A 16,823-nucleotide genomic window follows, 5' to 3' on the forward strand; every position below is an offset into this window, starting at 1 on the left:
CCTCGGGCAAGACCTAGGAGGTACCCGTGAACGACACTCACGGACCGGCCACGCTCGCGCCGCGGCTCACCGACTCCGTACGCCACGCGGTCCAGGAGCTCGCCGACGAGCACCTGGACCTGCTGGCCGAATCTTTGCGCCGCGACACCTCGGGCGGCCACGAGGACCGGGTGGCGCCCCTCTACGAGGAGTACCTGCGCGATCACGGCTGGGACGTCCGGCGCCAGGCCATGATCGAGGACGAGGTGCGGGACGCCGACGCCCGGCCGGATGAGCGCTTCAACGTCATCGCCTCCCGGCCCGGGGCCCGCGGCCCGCGCGTGGCGCTCAACGGCCACATGGACGTGGTGCCGGCCGCGAACCCGGACGCCTGGACCCATCCCCCGTTCGCCGGCCGGCGCGTGGACGGCAAGGTCTACGGCCGGGGCGCCTGCGACATGAAGGGCGGCATCGCCGCGGGACTGCTGGCCGTCGCGGCGCTGGACCGGGCCGGGATCCGGCCGCCGCTCGACCTGGTCTGGCACCTGGTCGTCGGGGAGGAGACCACCGGCATCGGTACGCGGGTGGCGCTGCGCGAGGGCCCCGCCCCCGACGCGGCGGTCGTCCTCGAACCCACCGAGAGCCGGATCGTGCCGATCTCCTCCGGACTGCTCTTCTTCTCGGTCACCGTGCACGGCCGGACCGCTCACACCTCCGCACCGTGGGCCGGAGAGGACGCCTTCGAGCGGCTGATGCGCGTGCGGCAGGCGTGGATCGAGCTGGCCGGGAAGCGGACGGCCGCCTACCGGCACCCGCTGTTCGCCCACCTGCCCTCCGCCATCCCGTTCGCGATCGGCACCGTCTCCGCGGGCGCCTGGCGGGCGGCCGTACCGGACCTGGCCACGATGGCCGGACGGATCGGGCTCGCCCCCGGAGAGTCCGCGCGGCGGGTGCGGGACGAGTTCGAGGCGGCCGTCGCCCGCGTCTGCGCCGGGGACCCCTGGCTCGCCGAGCATCCCGTCGAGATCGAGTGGGGGCACGAACTCCTCGGCTGGGAGACGCCGCGCGAGCACCCCCTGGTCGCGTCGTTCGCGTCGGGCCAGGCGGGGATCGGCGCGTCCGCCCGCGAGCCGCTCGCCTTCACGGCCGGCTCCGACGCCGCCTACTACGGCGGGCGCGGCGTCCCCACCGTGATCTACGGCCCCGGCCGTACGGCGCTGGCCCACGCCGACGACGAGCACGTGACCGAGGCCGACGTCGTCGAGTGCGCCGCGGTGCTCGCCGTGGCGCTGGCGGACTACGCCCGGCGGGCCGCCGCCTGACTCCGGCGGTACGACCCGTACCGCCCTTTTGTGACCAGCGAACGCCAGGAGGTCTCCTTCGCATGCGCTCCGACACCCCGACACTGCTCGGCCACTTCGAAAGGATGCTGCTCATCCGCGGCGTCGAGGACGAGATCGCCCGGCTGCGCACGGCCGGCGACATGGTCGGCTCGATCCATCTGTGCAGCGGCCAGGAGGCCGTGTACGTGGGAGCCGTCGCCGCCCTCGACCTGAGCCGGGACGCGGTCTTCCCGACGTACCGCGGCCACGGCTGGGCGCTCGCCTGCGGCGTGCCGCCCGAGGCGCTGTTCGCCGAGATCCTCGGCCGCGTCACCGGGATCAACGGCGGCAGAGGCGGATCCGCCTACTTCACCGCGCCCCGCTACGGCATGTACGGAGAGAACTCGATCGTCGGGGCCGGCGCCCCGATCGCCGCCGGCGCGGCCCTCGCGGCCGCCTTCGACGGCAGCGGCCGCGTCGCCGTCGCCGCCTTCGGCGACGGAGCGCTCAACCAGGGCGCGGTCCACGAGGCGATGAACTTCGCCGCCGTCCGCGGCCTCCCTGTCGTCTTCGTCGTCGAGAACAACGCCTACTCCGAGCTCACCCCGATCGCCGACATGACCCGCAACCCCGAGTTGTTCCGCCGCGCCTCCGCGTACGGGATGCCCGGCGGGCGGGTGGACGGCAACGACCCCGACGCGGTGGCGCGGGCGATGGAGACGTGCGTCCGGCGCGCCCGCGGCGGCGGGGGTCCGGCGCTGCTGGAGTGCGTGACGCAGCGCATCGTCGGCCACTACATCGGCGACGCGCAGCGCTACCGGCCCGCCGGGGACCTTGACCGGGCCGTCGCCGCGGAGCCCATCGGGCGGCTCGCCGAGCGCCTGACCGCCGAAGGGGTCGCGGCCGGCGAACTCGACGCGATCCGGTCGCGCGTCGCCGACCGGGTCCGGGCCGCCTCCCGCCTCGCCCTCGACTCACCGCCGGCCGACCCGGCGACCGCATTGGAGCACCTCTATGCCTGACCTCACCCTCCTGCCCGCCGGCGCGGCCGGCACCGCGATCGAGACCAAGCGGCTCAGCTATGCCGAGGCCGTCAACCACGCCCTCCGCCGTGCCCTGCGGGAACGCCCGGAGACCCTGCTCTTCGGCGAGGACGTGGCCAAGCCCGGCGGCGTGTTCGGCGTCACGAAGGGCCTGCACCGCGAGTTCGGCGACCGCGTCTTCGACACCCCCATCTCCGAGTCGGCCATCCTCGGCGGAGCCGTCGGCGCGGCCATGTTCGGCCGCCGCCCGATCGCCGAGATCATGTGGATCGACTTCTCGCTCGTGGCCCTGGACCAGCTCGTCAACCAGGCCCCCAACGTGCGGTACGTCTCGCGCGGCGCCGTCACCGCGCCGATCACCGTCCGCACCCAGGCGGGGAACGGCCCAGGGGCGTGCGCGCAACACTCCCAGAACCTCGAGGCGTTCTTCGCCCACGTCCCCGGCCTGCGGGTCGGCATGCCGAGCACCGCCCAGGACGCGTACGACATGCTGCTGAGCGCCGTCTGGTGCGACGACCCGGTCGTCGTCATCGAGAACCGGACCCTCTACCACGGCGCCAAGTCGGACGTCCGCCTCGGCGGCGAGGTCGGGCCGATCGGCGGCGCGCGGGTCCGGCGCGGCGGCTCCGACGTGACGGTGGTGACCTGGGGAGCAGTGCAGAACCTCGTGCTGGACGCGGCCGAGGAACTGGCCGCCGAGGGCGTCGAGGCCGAGGTTCTCGACCTGCGCTGGCTCAACCCCCTCGACCTGACCGCCGTCCAGGAGGCCGTGGCCAGGACACGGCGGCTGGCCGTCGTCCACGAGGCGCACACCTTCGGCGGCTTCGGGGCCGAGGTGGTCAGCCTCGTCGCGGAGTCCGGGCTGGACCTGCTCGCCCCTCCGGTGCGCATCGGCGCCGCCCCGGCCCGCATCCCTTCGGCCGTCTCCCTGGTGCCGGGCGTCCTCCCCACCCGCGCGAAGATCGCGGACGGACTGCGCCGCCTCGTCCGCGGGGAGACCGTCCGCGACGCCGGAGTGCTCCGATGACCGGGCCCGGCGTCACCTGGGGGATGCCCGCCTTCGCGCCGCTCTACGGAGCGGGCGAGGAGCAGGTGACGCTCGACTGGCTGACCGTGGAGTACGCGACCACGCCGGAGATCGTCGGGAGTGTCCTGCCGGCGCCGCTGCGGGCACCGGCGAGCCCGGCGGTCATGCTGTGGTTCGCCCGGTTCAAGGACCCCGCCTTCTCCCGCGCCGACGGCACGAGCGAGCGCCGCCCGTCGTACACGCAGGCGGGGGTGTGCGTGACCTGCGAGCACCCGCGGCTCGGGCAGGCGGGCGAGTCCGGCGCGTACGCGGTCGAGACGTTCATTCCGGGCCTGAACTACGGGATCTTCGGGCGGGAGGCGTTCGGGCTGCCGAAGAAGCAGGTGCGCCAGGTCGTCGTCGAGCGCGCCGGCGACGCCGTCACGGCGGGCGTCGTCATGGCCGACGGGGCGCCGCTGCTCGACGTGACCGGAACGGCCGGGCGCTCCGGCCCGGAGTCCGCGGTGCCGTCGTGGATCTCGCCGCACTTCACCCTCAAGCTCGTCCCCCGGGCGGACGGCCCCGGCTATGACGTCAGCCGGCTGGTGCGCATCCCGTTCGACGTCACCCCTCTCGCACCGGCGAGCGGCGGAGAGGCGGAGCTCACCTTCCACCCCCGCGATTCCGATCCCGTGCACCTGCTGCGTCCCGTTTCGACGCCGACGCTCTCCTGGGGCTCGGTCCGCCTCGCCATCCGCTACGGGGTCTACCTCGAACACTGCGACCGCTTCCCCGTGCTCGGCCGGCCCTCCTGGTAGGGCCTCTCTCGGCAATGCCCCGGTTAGGAAGGACATGACATGAGCGGACACCCCCAGCCGCCGGAGGCCGCCCCCAGGCCGTTCCGGAAGGCCGTCGCCGCCGCCTCCATCGGCAACTTCATCGAGTGGTACGACTTCGCCCTCTACGGCTTCTTCGCCAAAGCGATCGCCGACACCTTCTTCCCCTCCGGCGACGCCCGCGCCTCGTTGCTGCTGACCTTCGCCGTCTTCGGCATGAGCTTCGTCGTCCGGCCGCTCGGCGGGCTGGTATTCGGGCACATGGGCGACAGGATCGGCCGGCGTGCCAGCATGTCGCTGATCGTCATCCTCATCTCGGTCGCCTCCGCGGCCATGGCCCTCGTGCCGGGGTACGACACGATCGGCATCGCCGCCCCGATCCTGATCTTCCTGCTCCGCTGCGTCCAGGGGATCTCGGCCGGCGGGGAGTGGGCCAGCTCCGCGTCGTACGTCGTCGAGCACGCGCCGCCCGGACGCCGGGCCTTCGCGGGGAGCTGGCAGACGAGCACGATCGCCCTCGGGATGCTGACGGCCGCCCTGTCGGCCGTCGCCGTCTCACTGACGACGGGCGCCGGGGCCGCAGCGTCGTGGGGATGGCGGGTTCCCTTCCTGGTCAGCCTCCCGCTGGGACTGGTCGGCCTGTACCTGCGGCTGCGTCTCGGAGAGAGCCCGGAGTTCGAGAAGGTCGATCCCGGCGAGGCCGAGCGCCGCCCGCTGCGCGCGGCGCTCAGGCGCGACTGGCGCTCGATCCTGCTGATCGCCGGGCTCACCGCCGCCCCCACGATGTGCACCTACGTCCTGCTCGTCTACGGCCCGACGTTCCTGTCGACCGACCTGGGGATGGACCCACAGCAGGCCCGCCTCGCCGGGGTCGCGGGCTTCGCCTTCATGGCCGTCGCGGTCGTCCCCGCGTCGATGCTCAGCGACCGCTTCGGCCGCCGGCCGTTCCTGATCGCCGGGGCGATCTGGGTGGCGGTCTCGTCCCTGCTGACGCTCTCCCTGATGCACACGGGCCGCTGGTACCTGGTGGTGGCCGGGCTGATCCTCACGCTCGTCGGGGACGTCATGATGCTGGCACCGCAACCGGCCCTGTTCTGCGAGCTGTTCCCCACCAGCCGCCGCGCCAGCGGGGTGAGCGTCGGATACAACCTCGGCGTGATCCTCTTCGGCGGCGCCGGTCCGTACATCTCCGGCACGCTCGTCGAAGTCACCGCGTCCACCTACGCCCCCGGGTGGTACCTCATGGGCGGCGCGACGCTCAGCCTGATCGCCGCGGTGATGACCCCCGAGACGCTGCGTACGTCGCTGCACGACGGCGTGACCCGCCTCGCCGGCGGGCCAGGCCGAGGAGAGCGCGCCTCGGGGTCGATCCATGAGATCGCGGAAGCCTGAGGGAGGAGTTCATGGATCGACCGACGATGCGCGCCGTGGTCCACGCGGGAGCGCCAGGCGTCGCCGGATTCCGGACGGCGGTGCTCCCCCGGCCGGAGCCCGGACCGGGCCAGGTCCTGGTACGCATCCGCTGCGCGTCTCTGAACCGGCACGACCTGTTCGTGGCGGCGGGCCGCGACGGCACCGAGCCCCCGCTGGTGGTGGGCTCGGACGGCGCCGGCGAGGTGGTCGCGCTGGGACCCGGCGCCTCCGGAGCCGCGGTGGGCGACGAGGTCGTCATCGACCCCACCCTCGGCTGGCCGGCCGCCGACGACGTGCCCGGCGTTCCGCGCCTGCTCGGCGGCCCTCCGGACGGGACCCTCGCCGAGTACGTCGCGGTTCCGGCGGCGAACGCCCATCCCCGGCCCGAGGGGCTGGACTGGGCGGAGGCGGCGGCCCTGCCGCTCGTGGCGGTCACGTCGTTCCGCGCCCTGTTCACCCGGGGCGGGCTGCGTCCCGGACAGCACGTACTCGTTCCGGCCGTGTCCAGCGGGGTGGGCACGATGTGCGTGCTGATGGCCCTCGCGGCCGGGGCCCGGGTGACCGCCGTCACCCGGAGCGCCGCGAAGGCCGAGGCGGCCCGGGCCCTGGGCGCCCACGAGGTGGTCGTCGGGGACGACGGCGGCTATCCCGCGCCGGGCACCCCCGTCGATCTGGTGGTCGACTCGGTGGGGGCGGCGTACTTCGCCTCGCATCTGGCCGCCCTGCGCTCCGGCGGGCGGCTGGTGACCCTCGGCGCGACGACCGGCCCCGACGTGTCGGTGTCGTTGCGGGAGCTGTTCTTCCGGCAGATCAGCGTCATCGGCACCTCGGTGGGCAGCTCCGCGGAGTTCGCCGAGGCCATGGCCTTCGTACGACGCCATGACCTGCGGCCGGTGCTCCACGACGTCCGCCCGTTCGACGAGGCCGTGCAAGCCCTGTACGACCTGCGGGAGAGCGGCCACTTCGGGAAGTCCGTCATCCGCGTCTCGGCGTAGATCAGCCGTCCGCGCCCGTCAGGGAGCGAAGGCAGGGGCGCAGCAGGGCGGCGATCTGCTCGGGAGGCGCGTCGCGCAGCTCTTCGAGCTTGAGCAGGTGCCGCCCGAGGACCACGCCGATGAGCACGGCACTGATCACCGAGGCCCGTACGCCCGCGTCGGCGGCGGGGATGGCCTCGGCGAGCTGCGCCCGGTATCGGGCCGCCCCCTCGGCGGCGGCCTCGGCGGCTCCCGGGTGGGTGAGCATCGAGCGCAGGACGGCCAGCGACTCGACCGGCTCGTCGGCCATCGAGGCGGCGAGCCGGTCGAGCATCTCCTCGACGACCTCGTCCGGCCCGCCCGCGAGAGGCCCCGAAGGCCGGGCCCGGGCGACACGCAGGAAGAGCTCCTCCTTGGAGCCGAAGTAGTGCATGACGAGCCCGGGGTTCACCCCGGCCGCGGCGGCGACGGCCCGGATCGTCGTGTCGGCGTATCCCGACGCGGCGAACAGGCGAGCCGCCTCCTCGAGGATCCTCGCCTCGGTCCTGCGGCGTCGCTCCGCCCGCGTCAGGCGGGCTCCGGCCTCGGTCACCGGTCGATTCTACGGCGATTGATCTCTTCCGGAATTTCGTTGTACGGTCGTTTAGTAAACACCCGTTCAATGACGGAGGCCCCATGGACCGGCCGGCCCCGCGAGACGTCCTCGCCCGCAGACGCGCCCTGATCCTCGACGGCGACCTGGACGGCTTCGCCGCTCTGTTCGCCCCCGACGGGGTGATCGAGCTGCCGTTCGCACCACCGGGGATGCCCGTGCGCGTCGAGGGCCGCGAGGCCATCCGCGCCTTCTCCTCCGGGCAGGCGACCGCGGCGATGCGGATCGAGGACATGTGGACCACGAGCGTCTACGAGACGACGGACCCGGAGGTGCTCGTCGTCGAACTCGAGACCAGGGCCGTGGCGACCGCGACGGGCGCTCCCTATCAGGCCCGGTCCGTGCAGGTGTTCCGCATCCGCGACGGACAGATCCTCCTCCTGCGCGACTACTGGAACCCGATGGGCCTCGCCGCCGCGACGCAGGCCTGATCAGGCGGGCGGGGTGGCGGCGGTGTAGGGCGGGAGCGGGAGCCGGTGGCCCAGCAGGAAGGCGCGCACCACTGCGAGATAGACGGCCGGCTGGTCCATGGCGATGGCATGGCCGGCGTGGGGGACGTAGACCAGGGTCGAGCCGGGCAGGGTGCGCCGGTAGTCGTAGGTGACCTGCCAGTCCTTGTAGTCGCACTCGCCACGCATCACCAGCGTCGGAACGGTCACGGTACGCAGGCGGGGACGCGGATCGGGCAGGGTCCGGGCGTCGGCGATCGTCATCTGGTTGACGTAGAAGCCGGGGCGGTTGGCCGGGAGCGACGCCGGTGGACGGCCGGGGCACTGCGCGGCCGGCAGCGAGGCGTCCAGGATCCGGCGGAAGAGCTCGTCGGCCTCGTCGTCGCCCAGGAGGGCGTGGGCGGCGGACGGGTTCACCTCGGCCAGCAGCTGGGCCGCCGACATACGGGGGCTGGAGGCGAGGCTTTCGGCCCGCTCGCGCTGACGTGGCGAGAGCCGGTCCCACAGTTCGCCGCTGGAGCGTCCCCGGAAGGCCCCGTACCACAGGACGCCGGGTGAGCTCAGCACGGCCTTGGCCACGTGCTCGGGGTGTGCGGCCATGTAGTGTCCGGCCAGTTCGCCGCCCCACGACTGCCCGATCAGGATGATCTTGTCGGCACCCAGCCGGCGGCGGATCGCGTCCAGGTCGGCGACCTGCCGTGCGACGGTGTATCCGCGGATGTCGGACAGCCGCGTGGAGCGTCCCGAGCCGAGCTGGTCGTAGGCGTACACATCGAAGCCGTCGGCGGCAAGCGCGCGCCCGGCAGGGGGGATTCCGTCGTTGGCGGTCCCGGGCCCGCCATGCAGGAACACCACAGGCGCGGGACGGGGTCTGCCGACGGCGGGAACGTGGCTGTAGGCGATACGGGAGCCGGTCGGCAGGTCCCAGAACCGGACGTCGGAACCGGGGGGCGGGCCGGCGGGGCGCGGCATCGGCCGGAACAGCGGGATCCCGGCCGCCGCGCCGAACACGACGGTGGCGACGGCGGCGGCCAGGGCGGCGGGCCGCCTGCTGCGCCGGAGTCCGAACAGCGCGAGTCCCGCCCAGCACGAAAGGAAGAAGGTCGCGAAGAACGCCACGAGCGCCGCCGCGACCAGCGCCGGGACGAGCGCGGTCGCGAAGGCCGCGCAGAAGAAGGCCGCCAGGGCCGCGACGACCGCCGCGACCAGCGCCACCAGGATCGTGAGCACACCGCCGGCGCGCCGGAGGAAGATCGTTGCCATGCCGTCCACGCTAGGTACGCCGTTCGCGCCGTTCCTCCTGCCTGACGACGAACCGCACGGGTCCCGCACCCCGCCGGACGGCGGGGTCCGTCCCCGCTGCGCGGCGGGGGCCGTCAGCGAACGCCGGGGCGGACCAGCCCCGTCTCGTAGGCGGCGATCGCGGCCTGGACCCGGTCGCGTACGTTCAGTTTGCGCAGGATGACCGCCACATGGTCCTTGACGGTGGCCGGGCTGAGGGACAGCTCCCGGGCGATCTCGGCGTTGCTGCGTCCGCGTGCCACCTGGACCAGGACCTCGGTCTCCCGCGGCGTCAGCGCCGCCGGCGGCGCGGAGCCGGGCGAGCCGCCGGGCGCGGCGGCGTAGTGGTCGATGAGCCGCCGGGTGACGGCCGGGTCGAGGAGGGCGTCCCCGGCGGCGACGACCCGGACGGCGTCGACGACGCGCTGCGGCTCGGCGGTCTTGAGCAGGAAGCCCGACGCTCCGGCCCGCAGCGCGCCGAACACGTACTCGTCCAGGCCGAAGCTGGTGAGCAGCAGGACCCGCACCTCGGGGGCGGCGGCCGTCACCCGCGCGGTCGCCGCGACACCGTCCAGGCCCGGCATGCGGACGTCGAGCACCGCGACGTCCGGGCGCAGGTCGAGGGCCTGCCGCACGGCCGTCTCGCCGTCGCCGCACTGGTCGACCACCCGCAGCCCGGGCTCGGCGGCGAGAATGGCGGCGATGCCCGCGCGGACGATCGGCTGGTCGTCGGCGACCGTCACGCGGATCACACCAGATCGGTCTGTGGGAGCCACACCCGCACCGTACCGTCGGCGGCGATGCTCAGCGTTCCGCCCCCTGCGTCGATCCGGTCCCGCAGTGGGCGCGGCAGGCCCGGGGAGCCGGGGCGGCGCGGGCCGATGGTCAGGTCCAGTCCGTCCGGGACGTGGTGCAGGGCGATCGGCGTCTCGTCCTCGATCAGCGCCTCGACGGTGCGGTAGGCGATCACCTCGGCGGACGCGGGCAGAGGGCGTACGGGGCCGGTCACGCGCAGGGCGGCGCGATGACGCGTGGCCAGCGTGCGGACCCCGGCCAGGGTTGGCGGCGGGTCGTCGTCGGCGGGTGCGGCGCGCAGCTCGGTGACCAGGTCCTGCATGACGAGCATCGCCGCCCGCGACCGTGTCAGGACGTCCTGGAGGTCCTCGCGTTCGGCGGCGGAGACCGCGGCACGGACGTGGGCGCATGCGGTGCCGCGCAGGCCCCGCAGCAGCCGCGTCCGCTCCTCGTGCGCGGCAGCGGCCGCGTGGTCGTCGACGGCCCGGTGCAGCGCGGTCCAGGCGTCGCTTCCGGCGCGCCGCCGCCGTCCCGCGCGCAGGCCGAAGGCCCAGCAGACCAGGGCGGGGACGAGCGCGGCCGCGGTGAAGACCGCCCAGGCGATGAAGCGGTGCGCCACGCCGTCCGCGGCCAGCGCCGCCCCGGCGACGGCGGCCACCACGAGCGGCACCGGCCAGCTTCCGGCCGCGCGGCGCCGCGCTCTCGACGCCGCCGCGTGGACCAGCAGGAGGTCCGCCCACCAGCACCACAGCAGCACGTCGGTTCCGCGGGACGGCGTCCAGCCGTAGTGCTCGCACAGCAGCCACCCCAGCACGACGGCGCAGGCCGCCATCGCCGCCGCGCACGGGGCGCTGCGCCGCCACGCCAGCGGTGCGGCGTGCGCGGCGAGCACTCCCGCCAGCAGCGCGTCGGCCACGGCGGATCCGCGGAACGCGTCCGGCCCTCCGGCGGGGATCAGGCATGCCCCCAGGGGCAGTGCGAACGCCAGGACCACGAGCGCGGCGTCGGCGGAGGCCGGCCCCCGCAGCCGCGGCCAGACCTTGTGTGCGATCGTGCGCGTCCGCCGTCCGGCGGCCCGCGCCCGCACCGGCGGCTCCCCGGCAGCGCCCCGGAAGCGACATCCGGACGAGCCACCCGCCCTCGTGCGGGCCCGCGTCGAACCGTCCGCCCGCCTCGGCCACGGCACGCCGCAGAGCGTCCAGCCCCGTGCCGGTGCCGAGGCCGTCGCCGGCCGCCGTCCCGCCGGTGTCCCTCACCTCGACGAGGAGGACGTCGCCGTCGGCGTCCACTCGTGCCCGCACGGTGGCGCCGACGGCGTACCGGGCGGCGTTGGTCAGCCCCTCTCTGAGTACGCGATAGGCGAGCGCCACACCTTCCCGGGTGACGACCCGGACGCCGCGGCGGTAATCGGCCCGCGCGAACGCGGCGGCGAGGGCGTCCAGCTCGTGCAGGGTGCGTGCGGGGTCGAGCGACGCGCCGAGAGCGTCGAGTTCCGCCAGGGCGGCGCGTCCGGCCTCCGCGGCGTGCCGGAGCGCCGCCGCCCGCAGCTCCGGGACGTCCAGCCGGAGCGCGGCACCCGCCGTCACCACAACCCCGGTGAGACGGTGCCCGGCCACGTCGTGCAGCTCGGCGGCGAAGCGCGCCCGCTCGGCCCGTGCCGCGTCGCGCGGGACGGCCGCCGCGTGCCGCAGGAACTCCCGGCGGCCCAGCCGGGCGGCCGCGCGGCGACGGCGTGCACGGCCCGCCGTCCAGATCCCGGCGCCCACGCCCAGCGCGAGGACGCCGCCCGCCGCCGTCACACGCGCCGGCGCGCCGCCCCAGGCGACCAGTAGCACCGCGACCGCCGTGACCACGCCCATCGCCGAGAGCGAGACGCCCAGCGTCCGTGCGCGCGCCACGGCGAACAGCAGCGCCGAGACCGCCACGACCAGCGCCGGCACGGCCAGACCGCCCATCACGCCGAGATGCGCCGCCGCACTGATCACCATCGTTCCCATGTGTATCGGGCCCCGCGCACGCGGACTTCGACCGGCGGTGTCGCCGACCTCGGGCTTTCGCGCCGAATTTCAGGACGCGGTGGTGGCGGTGGTCCAGGAGGCGTAGAGGTCGGCGTACACGCCGGGCTGCTCGACCAGGACGGCGTGCGGGCCGCGCTGGACGATCCGGCCGTGCTCGAACACCAGGACCTCGTCGGCCGCCTGGGCGGTGGACAGGCGGTGGGCGATCGAGACGGCCGTACGGCCGCGGGTGACGCCGTCGAGGGCGCGGGCGAGGCGCACCTCGGTGGCGGGGTCCACGGCGGAGGTGGCCTCGTCGAGCAGCAGCAGGTCGGGGTCGGCGAGATAGGCACGGGCGAGCGCGACGAGCTGCCGCTCTCCGGCCGACAGGGACTCGCCCCGCTGGCCGACCGGAGTGTCCAGGCCGGCGGGCAGGCCGTCGAGCCAGTCGGCCAGGCCGAGCTCGGTCAGGGCCCGGGTGATCTCCTCCCGGGTCGCCGAGGGCCGTCCGAACCGGATGTTGTCCTCGAGCGTCGAGTCGAACAGGAACCCGTCCTGCGGGACCATGACGATCCGCTCCCTGAGCGAGGAGAAGCTGACCGTGCGCAGATCGGTCCCGTCCACGAGGATCCGGCCGGACGTCGGGTCCATGAGCCGGGTGAGCAGCTTGGCGAAGGTCGTCTTGCCCGAGCCGGTCTCCCCCACCACCGCGACCCGCGTGCGCGGCGGGATCTCGACCGACACGTCGTGGAGCACCGGCGGCCCGCCGGGGTAGGCGAAGCCCACGCCGTCGAAGCGCACCGAGATCGGACCGCGCGGCAGCGTCGCGCCGTTCTCCGGGTCGGCCACGTCGGCCGGGGTGTCGAGCACGCCCAGGATGCGCCGCCATCCGGCGATCGCGTTCTGCGCCTCGTTCAGCACCTCGGTCGCGGTCTGCAGCGGGCTGATGAACAGCGTGATCAGGAACAGGAAGGCGATGAGCCGCCCCGCCGTGATCGACTCGGCCACGCCCAGCCAGACCCCGGCCACGACCACCAGGGCGACCGTGATCGAGGCGACCAGCTCGGTGGCCGGGAACGTGAATCCGACGATCTTCTGGGCCCGGGTCTGCGCCGCGCGCATCCCGTCCACCGCCGTGTCGATCCGCTCGGCCGTGCGGTCCTCCGAGCCGTACGCCCGGATCACCGCGCTGCCGACGACCGACTCGCTGACGGCGGCGAGGACGTCGCCGGCGCGCTCGCGCACCCGGGTGTACGCCCCGGCCACCAGCCGCTGGAACCGGGGCAGGGCCAGCACCAGCGGCAGGAAGCAGACCCACACGAGCAGCGTGAGCTGCCAGGAGTAGACGGCCATGAGCACGGTCGCCACCACCAGCTGGCCGGCGGACACGATGACCATCAGCCCGCCCCACTGCATGAACGTGCTGATCTGGTCGACGTCGCCGGTCACCCGGGAGACCAGGCCGCCGCGCCGCTCGGTGTTCTGCGTCAGCACCGACAGGTCGTGCACGTGCCGGAAGCCCTTACCGCGCAGGGCCGCCAGGCCCGACTCGGTGGAACGGTAGAGCCGGACGTTCATGAGGTAGCCGCACAGCGCGGTCAGCACGACGGCGAGCGCGCACAGGGCCACCGCGTTCCGGATGAACGGCAGGTCGGGCACGCCCGAGCGCAGGCCGCGGTCGATCACCTGCTGCACGGCGATCGGCACGACGACCTTGCCCAGTGTGGCCAGCACGGCCAGCACGAGCGTCCCGGCGAGCCCGCGGCGGAACTCCGGCGACAGCCGCAGTCCCTGCCTGAGCGTCTCCAGGGCGCCCCGGTCGGCCGACCGCAGGGACGAGGTCTCTCCTGTGGCCGTGTCGGTCACGGCGGTCACCGCGTCACACTCCTCGTCAGGGGCTTCGGGCCGTGCGTCATGCCACGACCTCCTCATCGGTGTCCTCGCGGATGTCGAGCGCGGCCCGCTCGGCCTCCTCGCGCTCGTAGGCGGTGACGAGGTCGCGGTAGCCCGGGCAGCGGACCAGCAGCTCCTCGTGCGTGCCGTGGTCGGCGACCACGCCCTGCTCCAGGTAGACGACCTCGTCGGCCAGCGCGATCGTCGCCATTCGGTAGGCGACCACGATCACCGTGGCCTCGGCGGCGCCGTCGCGCAGGCCGTACAGGATGCGCTTTTCGACCTGCGGGTCGACGCTGGAGGTGGCGTCGTCGAGGATGAGCAGCCGGGGCTCGCGCACGAGCGCGCGGGCCAGCGCGAGGCGCTGGCGCTGACCGCCCGACAGCGTCGCGCCCCGCTCGCCGATCCGGGTGTCCAGGCCGGACGGCAGCGCGCTGACGAAGCCGTCGGCCTGCGCGAGCCGCAGCGCGGCCCAGACCCGCTCGTCCGGCACCTGCCCGGCGAGCGCGATGTTGCCGCGCACGGTGTCGTCGAACAGGAACGTCTGCTGCGGGACGAGCGCCACCGAGGCGCTCACCTCGCCTCTGGCCGCCTCGCGCAGGTCGACGCCGTCGACGCGCACGACGCCCTCGTCGGGGTCGATCAGGCGCGCGAGCAACTGGGTGAGGGTCGACTTGCCCGCCCCGGTCGGCCCGACGACCGCGATCGTACGGCCCGGTGCGACCGCGAAGCTCACGTCCCTCAGCACCGCGTTCCCCGGCACGTACGCGTAGGAGACGCCCTCGGCCTCCACCCGGGCCGGGCCGGAGGCGTCCAGGCGGGCGGTGCCGTACTCCATGGAGCCGGTGGCGTCGAGGACGTCCCTGACCCGCGTCCAGCCGACGACGCTGCGCGGCAGCTCGGCCAGCACCCAGCCGAGCGCCCGTACGGGGAAGGCGAGGAGGGTGAACAGATAGGCGACCTGGATCAGGTCGCCTGCCGCGACGCCGCCGGACTCCAGCCGCAGCGATCCGACGAGCAGCACGGCGAGCACGCCCAGCGTGGGCAGCGCCTCGAGCAGGGGGTCGAACAGCCCGCGGACCCGGCCGACGGCGACGTTGGCGTCCCGCAACGCGTCGGCCTTCGCCTGGAACCGCGCGGTCTCCGCGTCCTCCCGGCCGAGGGTCTTGACGACGAGCGCGCCGTCGAAGCTCTCGTGCGCGACCTCGCTCACCTCGGCCCGCAACTGCTGGGCCCGCATCGCGAGCGGGGAAAGCCTGCGCTGGTAGACCAGGTTGAGCACGGCAACGGCCGGGAAGATCAGGAAGCCGACGACGGCGAGCACCGGGTCGACCAGCACGATCGCCACTGCGGCCGTCACGAGCATCACGACCACGCCCACCGCCATCGGCAGCGGGGCGAGCGGCCCCCAGGCCGCCTCGACGTCGGAGTTGGCGTTGGACAGCAGTTGCCCGGTCGGGTGGCGGTGGTGCCAGGCGAGGGGCAGCCGCAGATACTGCCGGGTGACCGCGCGGCGGGAGTGGGCCTGCATGCGGTACTGGTGGATCCCCGCCATGATGCGCCGGCCCATGATCCCCGCGGCCTTGAGCACCGCTACGCCGACGATCAGCAGGGCCGCCGCGACCAGCACGCCGGTGCTCGCCGTGCCATTCCGGAACGCGGGCAGCACCGCGTTGTCGGTCGCCCAGCCGAGCGCCCAGGACGAGGCGACGGTCATCGCGCCGTAGAGGGCGCTGGCGAGGACCGCGCCGGTGAAGATCCTCGGCTCGGTCCTGATCGCCACGCCGATGACCTTGAGACCCTGGAGCATGACTGAGCTGCCGGGCCGCGCGGGGGACTCCTTCGTCGGCACGCGGTGCGTTCCTTCCGATCGGGGGACCAGCCGGGGCCGCTCCCTGCGAGCGCCCCGGAGGGGGACGTTACTCACTCGGGGACGCCACCGGATCGGTCACCGGACCGACGCCACCCAAGCCCTTGGTCCTAGTTACTCCCTATCATCCTGATCAACCTGTTTATTCCTCGGACGTGCTCGGCCGCCGGGCCCGAGGGCGTGGCGGACGTAGGCTGATCCCGTGACACACGCCCAGACGGAGCGCGCGGCGCTCTGCGACCTGCTCGACCGCCTCGGTCCCGAGGCGCCCACGCTGTGCGAGGGGTGGGCGACCGAGGACCTCGCGGCCCACCTCGTCCTGCGCGAGCGCCGGCTCGACGCCGCGCCCGGCATCGCACTGCCGTTCCTGGCGGGCTACACCGCCACCGTGCAGGACCGCATCAAGCGGAGCCACCCCTACCCCGAGCTGGTCGGGCTCGTCCGCCACGGCCCGCCGCGCTGGACGCCGTACGGCCTGGTCCCCCGCCTGGACGAGATCGTCAACACGGTGGAGCTGTTCGTCCATCACGAGGACGTGCGCCGGGCGCAGGCCGGCTGGGAGCCCCGGGTCATCCCGAGGGACCTGCAGGAGACGTTCTGGAACCGGCTGCGCGGCACCGCCCGGCTCTTCCTGCGCAAGGCTCCGGTGGGGGTCGTGCTCCGCCGCCCCGACGGCGCCAAGGCCGCCGGGCGGATGGCGGAGCCCGCCGTGGTGGTCACCGGTGAGCCGTCGGAGCTGCTGCTGTTCGCGTTCGGCCGGCAGGCGCACGCCCGGGTGACGTACGACGGGGACGCCGCGGCGGTCGCCCGGCTCCAGGAGGCCCGATTGGGGCCATGAGGAGGGAGTCGTGGGACTTGTCCGGAATCCTCCACGTAAACGTCGTGCAATGGGGCAGCATGAGACCAGCCACGATGTGTGGGAGCGTTTGGGAGCCCCGGATGAACCTCAAGAAGGTCCTGACCTACCTGGCCATCGCGTTTGTGATCTTCTATTTGTTCACGCAGCCGGCGAACGCCGCCGGCGCGGTCAGGAACCTTTTCGGGGGAATCAGCACGGGAGCCGAACGCCTGTCCGCGTTCTTCACCTCGCTCTTCTCGGGCTGACGTCCCGCTCTTTCCGGGCCTGACCCCGTTCGTCGCGGGGCTGGGCCGCGTTGTTCCGGCGGTGTCCGGGCAGGCCCGGGAGGAGTCCGGACCACGCCGCGACGAAACCGTGGATCCCGCCGTCTCACGATGAGGGCGGAACGGCCTCATGTCCTCTCGGCTAGTTATGATCAACACTGCCGCCGGGTACAAACAACCGGGATACCGAT

The 16,823-nt window shown here is 74.0% G+C and carries 15 protein-coding genes and 1 pseudogene; 9 read left to right on the top strand and 7 right to left on the bottom strand.

The features are described from left to right. The first annotated feature begins 26 nt into the window (after positions 1-26). From Msi02_RS01055 to Msi02_RS01080, 6 genes are all read left to right on the top strand, one after another. On the top strand, positions 27-1,301 hold the full coding sequence (locus tag Msi02_RS01055) for a M20 family metallopeptidase (RefSeq protein WP_204046638.1): 1,275 nt from the start codon (positions 27-29) through the stop codon (positions 1,299-1,301). A gap of 62 nt (positions 1,302-1,363) precedes the next feature. After that, complete coding sequence (locus Msi02_RS01060) at positions 1,364-2,323, top strand: thiamine pyrophosphate-dependent dehydrogenase E1 component subunit alpha (RefSeq protein ID WP_204046639.1); 960 nt, start codon at positions 1,364-1,366, stop codon at positions 2,321-2,323. After that, the gene (locus Msi02_RS01065) at positions 2,316-3,371 is read left to right on the top strand and encodes an alpha-ketoacid dehydrogenase subunit beta (RefSeq protein WP_204046640.1); all 1,056 of its coding nucleotides are present in this window, start codon (positions 2,316-2,318) and stop codon (positions 3,369-3,371) included. Before Msi02_RS01060 ends, Msi02_RS01065 begins: the two co-directional genes overlap by 8 nt. Then, complete coding sequence (locus tag Msi02_RS01070) at positions 3,368-4,168, top strand: acetoacetate decarboxylase family protein (protein ID WP_204046641.1); 801 nt, start codon at positions 3,368-3,370, stop codon at positions 4,166-4,168. The genes Msi02_RS01065 and Msi02_RS01070 overlap by 4 nt, the downstream gene beginning before the upstream one ends. A 39-nt stretch (positions 4,169-4,207) precedes the next feature. Then, positions 4,208-5,578 (top strand): MFS transporter, encoded by a 1,371-nt coding sequence (locus Msi02_RS01075; RefSeq protein ID WP_204046642.1) that lies wholly within the window; start codon positions 4,208-4,210, stop codon positions 5,576-5,578. Positions 5,579-5,589: 11 nt separating this feature from the next. Then, a complete protein-coding gene (locus tag Msi02_RS01080; RefSeq protein ID WP_204046643.1) occupies positions 5,590-6,594 on the top strand; it encodes a zinc-binding dehydrogenase in 1,005 nt (334 codons plus the stop codon). Between the two features lies 1 nt (position 6,595). On the opposite strand, the gene Msi02_RS01085 is transcribed toward Msi02_RS01080, so the two are convergent. Continuing rightward, a complete protein-coding gene (locus Msi02_RS01085; RefSeq protein ID WP_204046644.1) occupies positions 6,596-7,165 on the bottom strand; it encodes a TetR/AcrR family transcriptional regulator in 570 nt (189 codons plus the stop codon). A gap of 83 nt (positions 7,166-7,248) precedes the next feature. Here Msi02_RS01085 and Msi02_RS01090 point away from each other — a divergent pair, with 83 nt between their 5' ends. Next, a complete protein-coding gene (locus tag Msi02_RS01090; RefSeq protein WP_204046645.1) occupies positions 7,249-7,656 on the top strand; it encodes a nuclear transport factor 2 family protein in 408 nt (135 codons plus the stop codon). Here the strand turns inward: Msi02_RS01090 and Msi02_RS01095 are convergent, their stop codons facing one another. From Msi02_RS01095 to Msi02_RS01115, 6 genes and pseudogenes are all read right to left on the bottom strand, one after another. Beyond that, entirely contained in the window at positions 7,657-8,937 is a 1,281-nt protein-coding gene (locus Msi02_RS01095; RefSeq protein WP_204046646.1) for an alpha/beta fold hydrolase, read from the bottom strand. A gap of 113 nt (positions 8,938-9,050) precedes the next feature. Then, positions 9,051-9,707, bottom strand: a complete 657-nt coding sequence (locus Msi02_RS42890) for a response regulator (RefSeq protein ID WP_239107999.1) — start codon at positions 9,705-9,707, stop codon at positions 9,051-9,053. Further along, positions 9,704-10,837 (bottom strand): sensor histidine kinase, encoded by a 1,134-nt coding sequence (locus Msi02_RS42895; RefSeq protein ID WP_239108000.1) that lies wholly within the window; start codon positions 10,835-10,837, stop codon positions 9,704-9,706. The genes Msi02_RS42890 and Msi02_RS42895 overlap by 4 nt, the downstream gene beginning before the upstream one ends. Before the next feature lie 445 nt (positions 10,838-11,282). Next, positions 11,283-11,747 (bottom strand): annotated as a pseudogene (locus Msi02_RS44375) (histidine kinase); the annotation flags it as partial. Positions 11,748-11,816: 69 nt separating this feature from the next. Further along, on the bottom strand, positions 11,817-13,679 hold the full coding sequence (locus Msi02_RS01110) for an ABC transporter ATP-binding protein (protein ID WP_204046647.1): 1,863 nt from the start codon (positions 13,677-13,679) through the stop codon (positions 11,817-11,819). After that, positions 13,660-15,450 carry an ABC transporter ATP-binding protein gene (locus Msi02_RS01115; RefSeq protein WP_204046741.1) on the bottom strand — a complete coding sequence of 597 codons (1,791 nt, stop codon included), beginning with the start codon at positions 15,448-15,450 and terminating at the stop codon, positions 13,660-13,662. Before Msi02_RS01115 ends, Msi02_RS01110 begins: the two co-directional genes overlap by 20 nt. Before the next feature lie 262 nt (positions 15,451-15,712). Between Msi02_RS01115 and Msi02_RS01120 the strand changes: the two genes are divergently transcribed. Both Msi02_RS01120 and Msi02_RS01125 read left to right on the top strand, forming a co-directional pair. Beyond that, entirely contained in the window at positions 15,713-16,348 is a 636-nt protein-coding gene (locus tag Msi02_RS01120; RefSeq protein WP_204046648.1) for a TIGR03085 family metal-binding protein, read from the top strand. Positions 16,349-16,449: 101 nt separating this feature from the next. Then, complete coding sequence (locus tag Msi02_RS01125) at positions 16,450-16,614, top strand: hypothetical protein (protein ID WP_179155474.1); 165 nt, start codon at positions 16,450-16,452, stop codon at positions 16,612-16,614. The last annotated feature ends 209 nt before the right edge of the window (positions 16,615-16,823 follow it).

This window comes from Microbispora siamensis, from assembly GCF_016863095.1.
Lineage (GTDB): Bacteria > Actinomycetota > Actinomycetes > Streptosporangiales > Streptosporangiaceae > Microbispora > Microbispora siamensis.

Excerpts from the sequence above, each read along its gene's own strand:
- Msi02_RS01080 (WP_204046643.1), top strand. The coding sequence starts at position 5,590 with ATGGATCGACCGACGATGCGCGCCGTGGTCCACGCGGGAGCGCCAGGC.
- Msi02_RS01065 (WP_204046640.1), top strand. The coding sequence starts at position 2,316 with ATGCCTGACCTCACCCTCCTGCCCGCCGGCGCGGCCGGCACCGCGATC.
- Msi02_RS01060 (WP_204046639.1), top strand. The coding sequence starts at position 1,364 with ATGCGCTCCGACACCCCGACACTGCTCGGCCACTTCGAAAGGATGCTG.
- Msi02_RS01110 (WP_204046647.1), bottom strand. The coding sequence starts at position 13,679 with ATGAGGAGGTCGTGGCATGACGCACGGCCCGAAGCCCCTGACGAGGAG.
- Msi02_RS01075 (WP_204046642.1), top strand. The coding sequence starts at position 4,208 with ATGAGCGGACACCCCCAGCCGCCGGAGGCCGCCCCCAGGCCGTTCCGG.
- Msi02_RS01115 (WP_204046741.1), bottom strand. The coding sequence starts at position 15,450 with ATGCTCCAGGGTCTCAAGGTCATCGGCGTGGCGATCAGGACCGAGCCG.
- Msi02_RS01125 (WP_179155474.1), top strand. The coding sequence starts at position 16,450 with ATGAACCTCAAGAAGGTCCTGACCTACCTGGCCATCGCGTTTGTGATC.
- Msi02_RS01095 (WP_204046646.1), bottom strand. The coding sequence starts at position 8,937 with ATGGCAACGATCTTCCTCCGGCGCGCCGGCGGTGTGCTCACGATCCTG.
- Msi02_RS01090 (WP_204046645.1), top strand. The coding sequence starts at position 7,249 with ATGGACCGGCCGGCCCCGCGAGACGTCCTCGCCCGCAGACGCGCCCTG.
- Msi02_RS01070 (WP_204046641.1), top strand. The coding sequence starts at position 3,368 with ATGACCGGGCCCGGCGTCACCTGGGGGATGCCCGCCTTCGCGCCGCTC.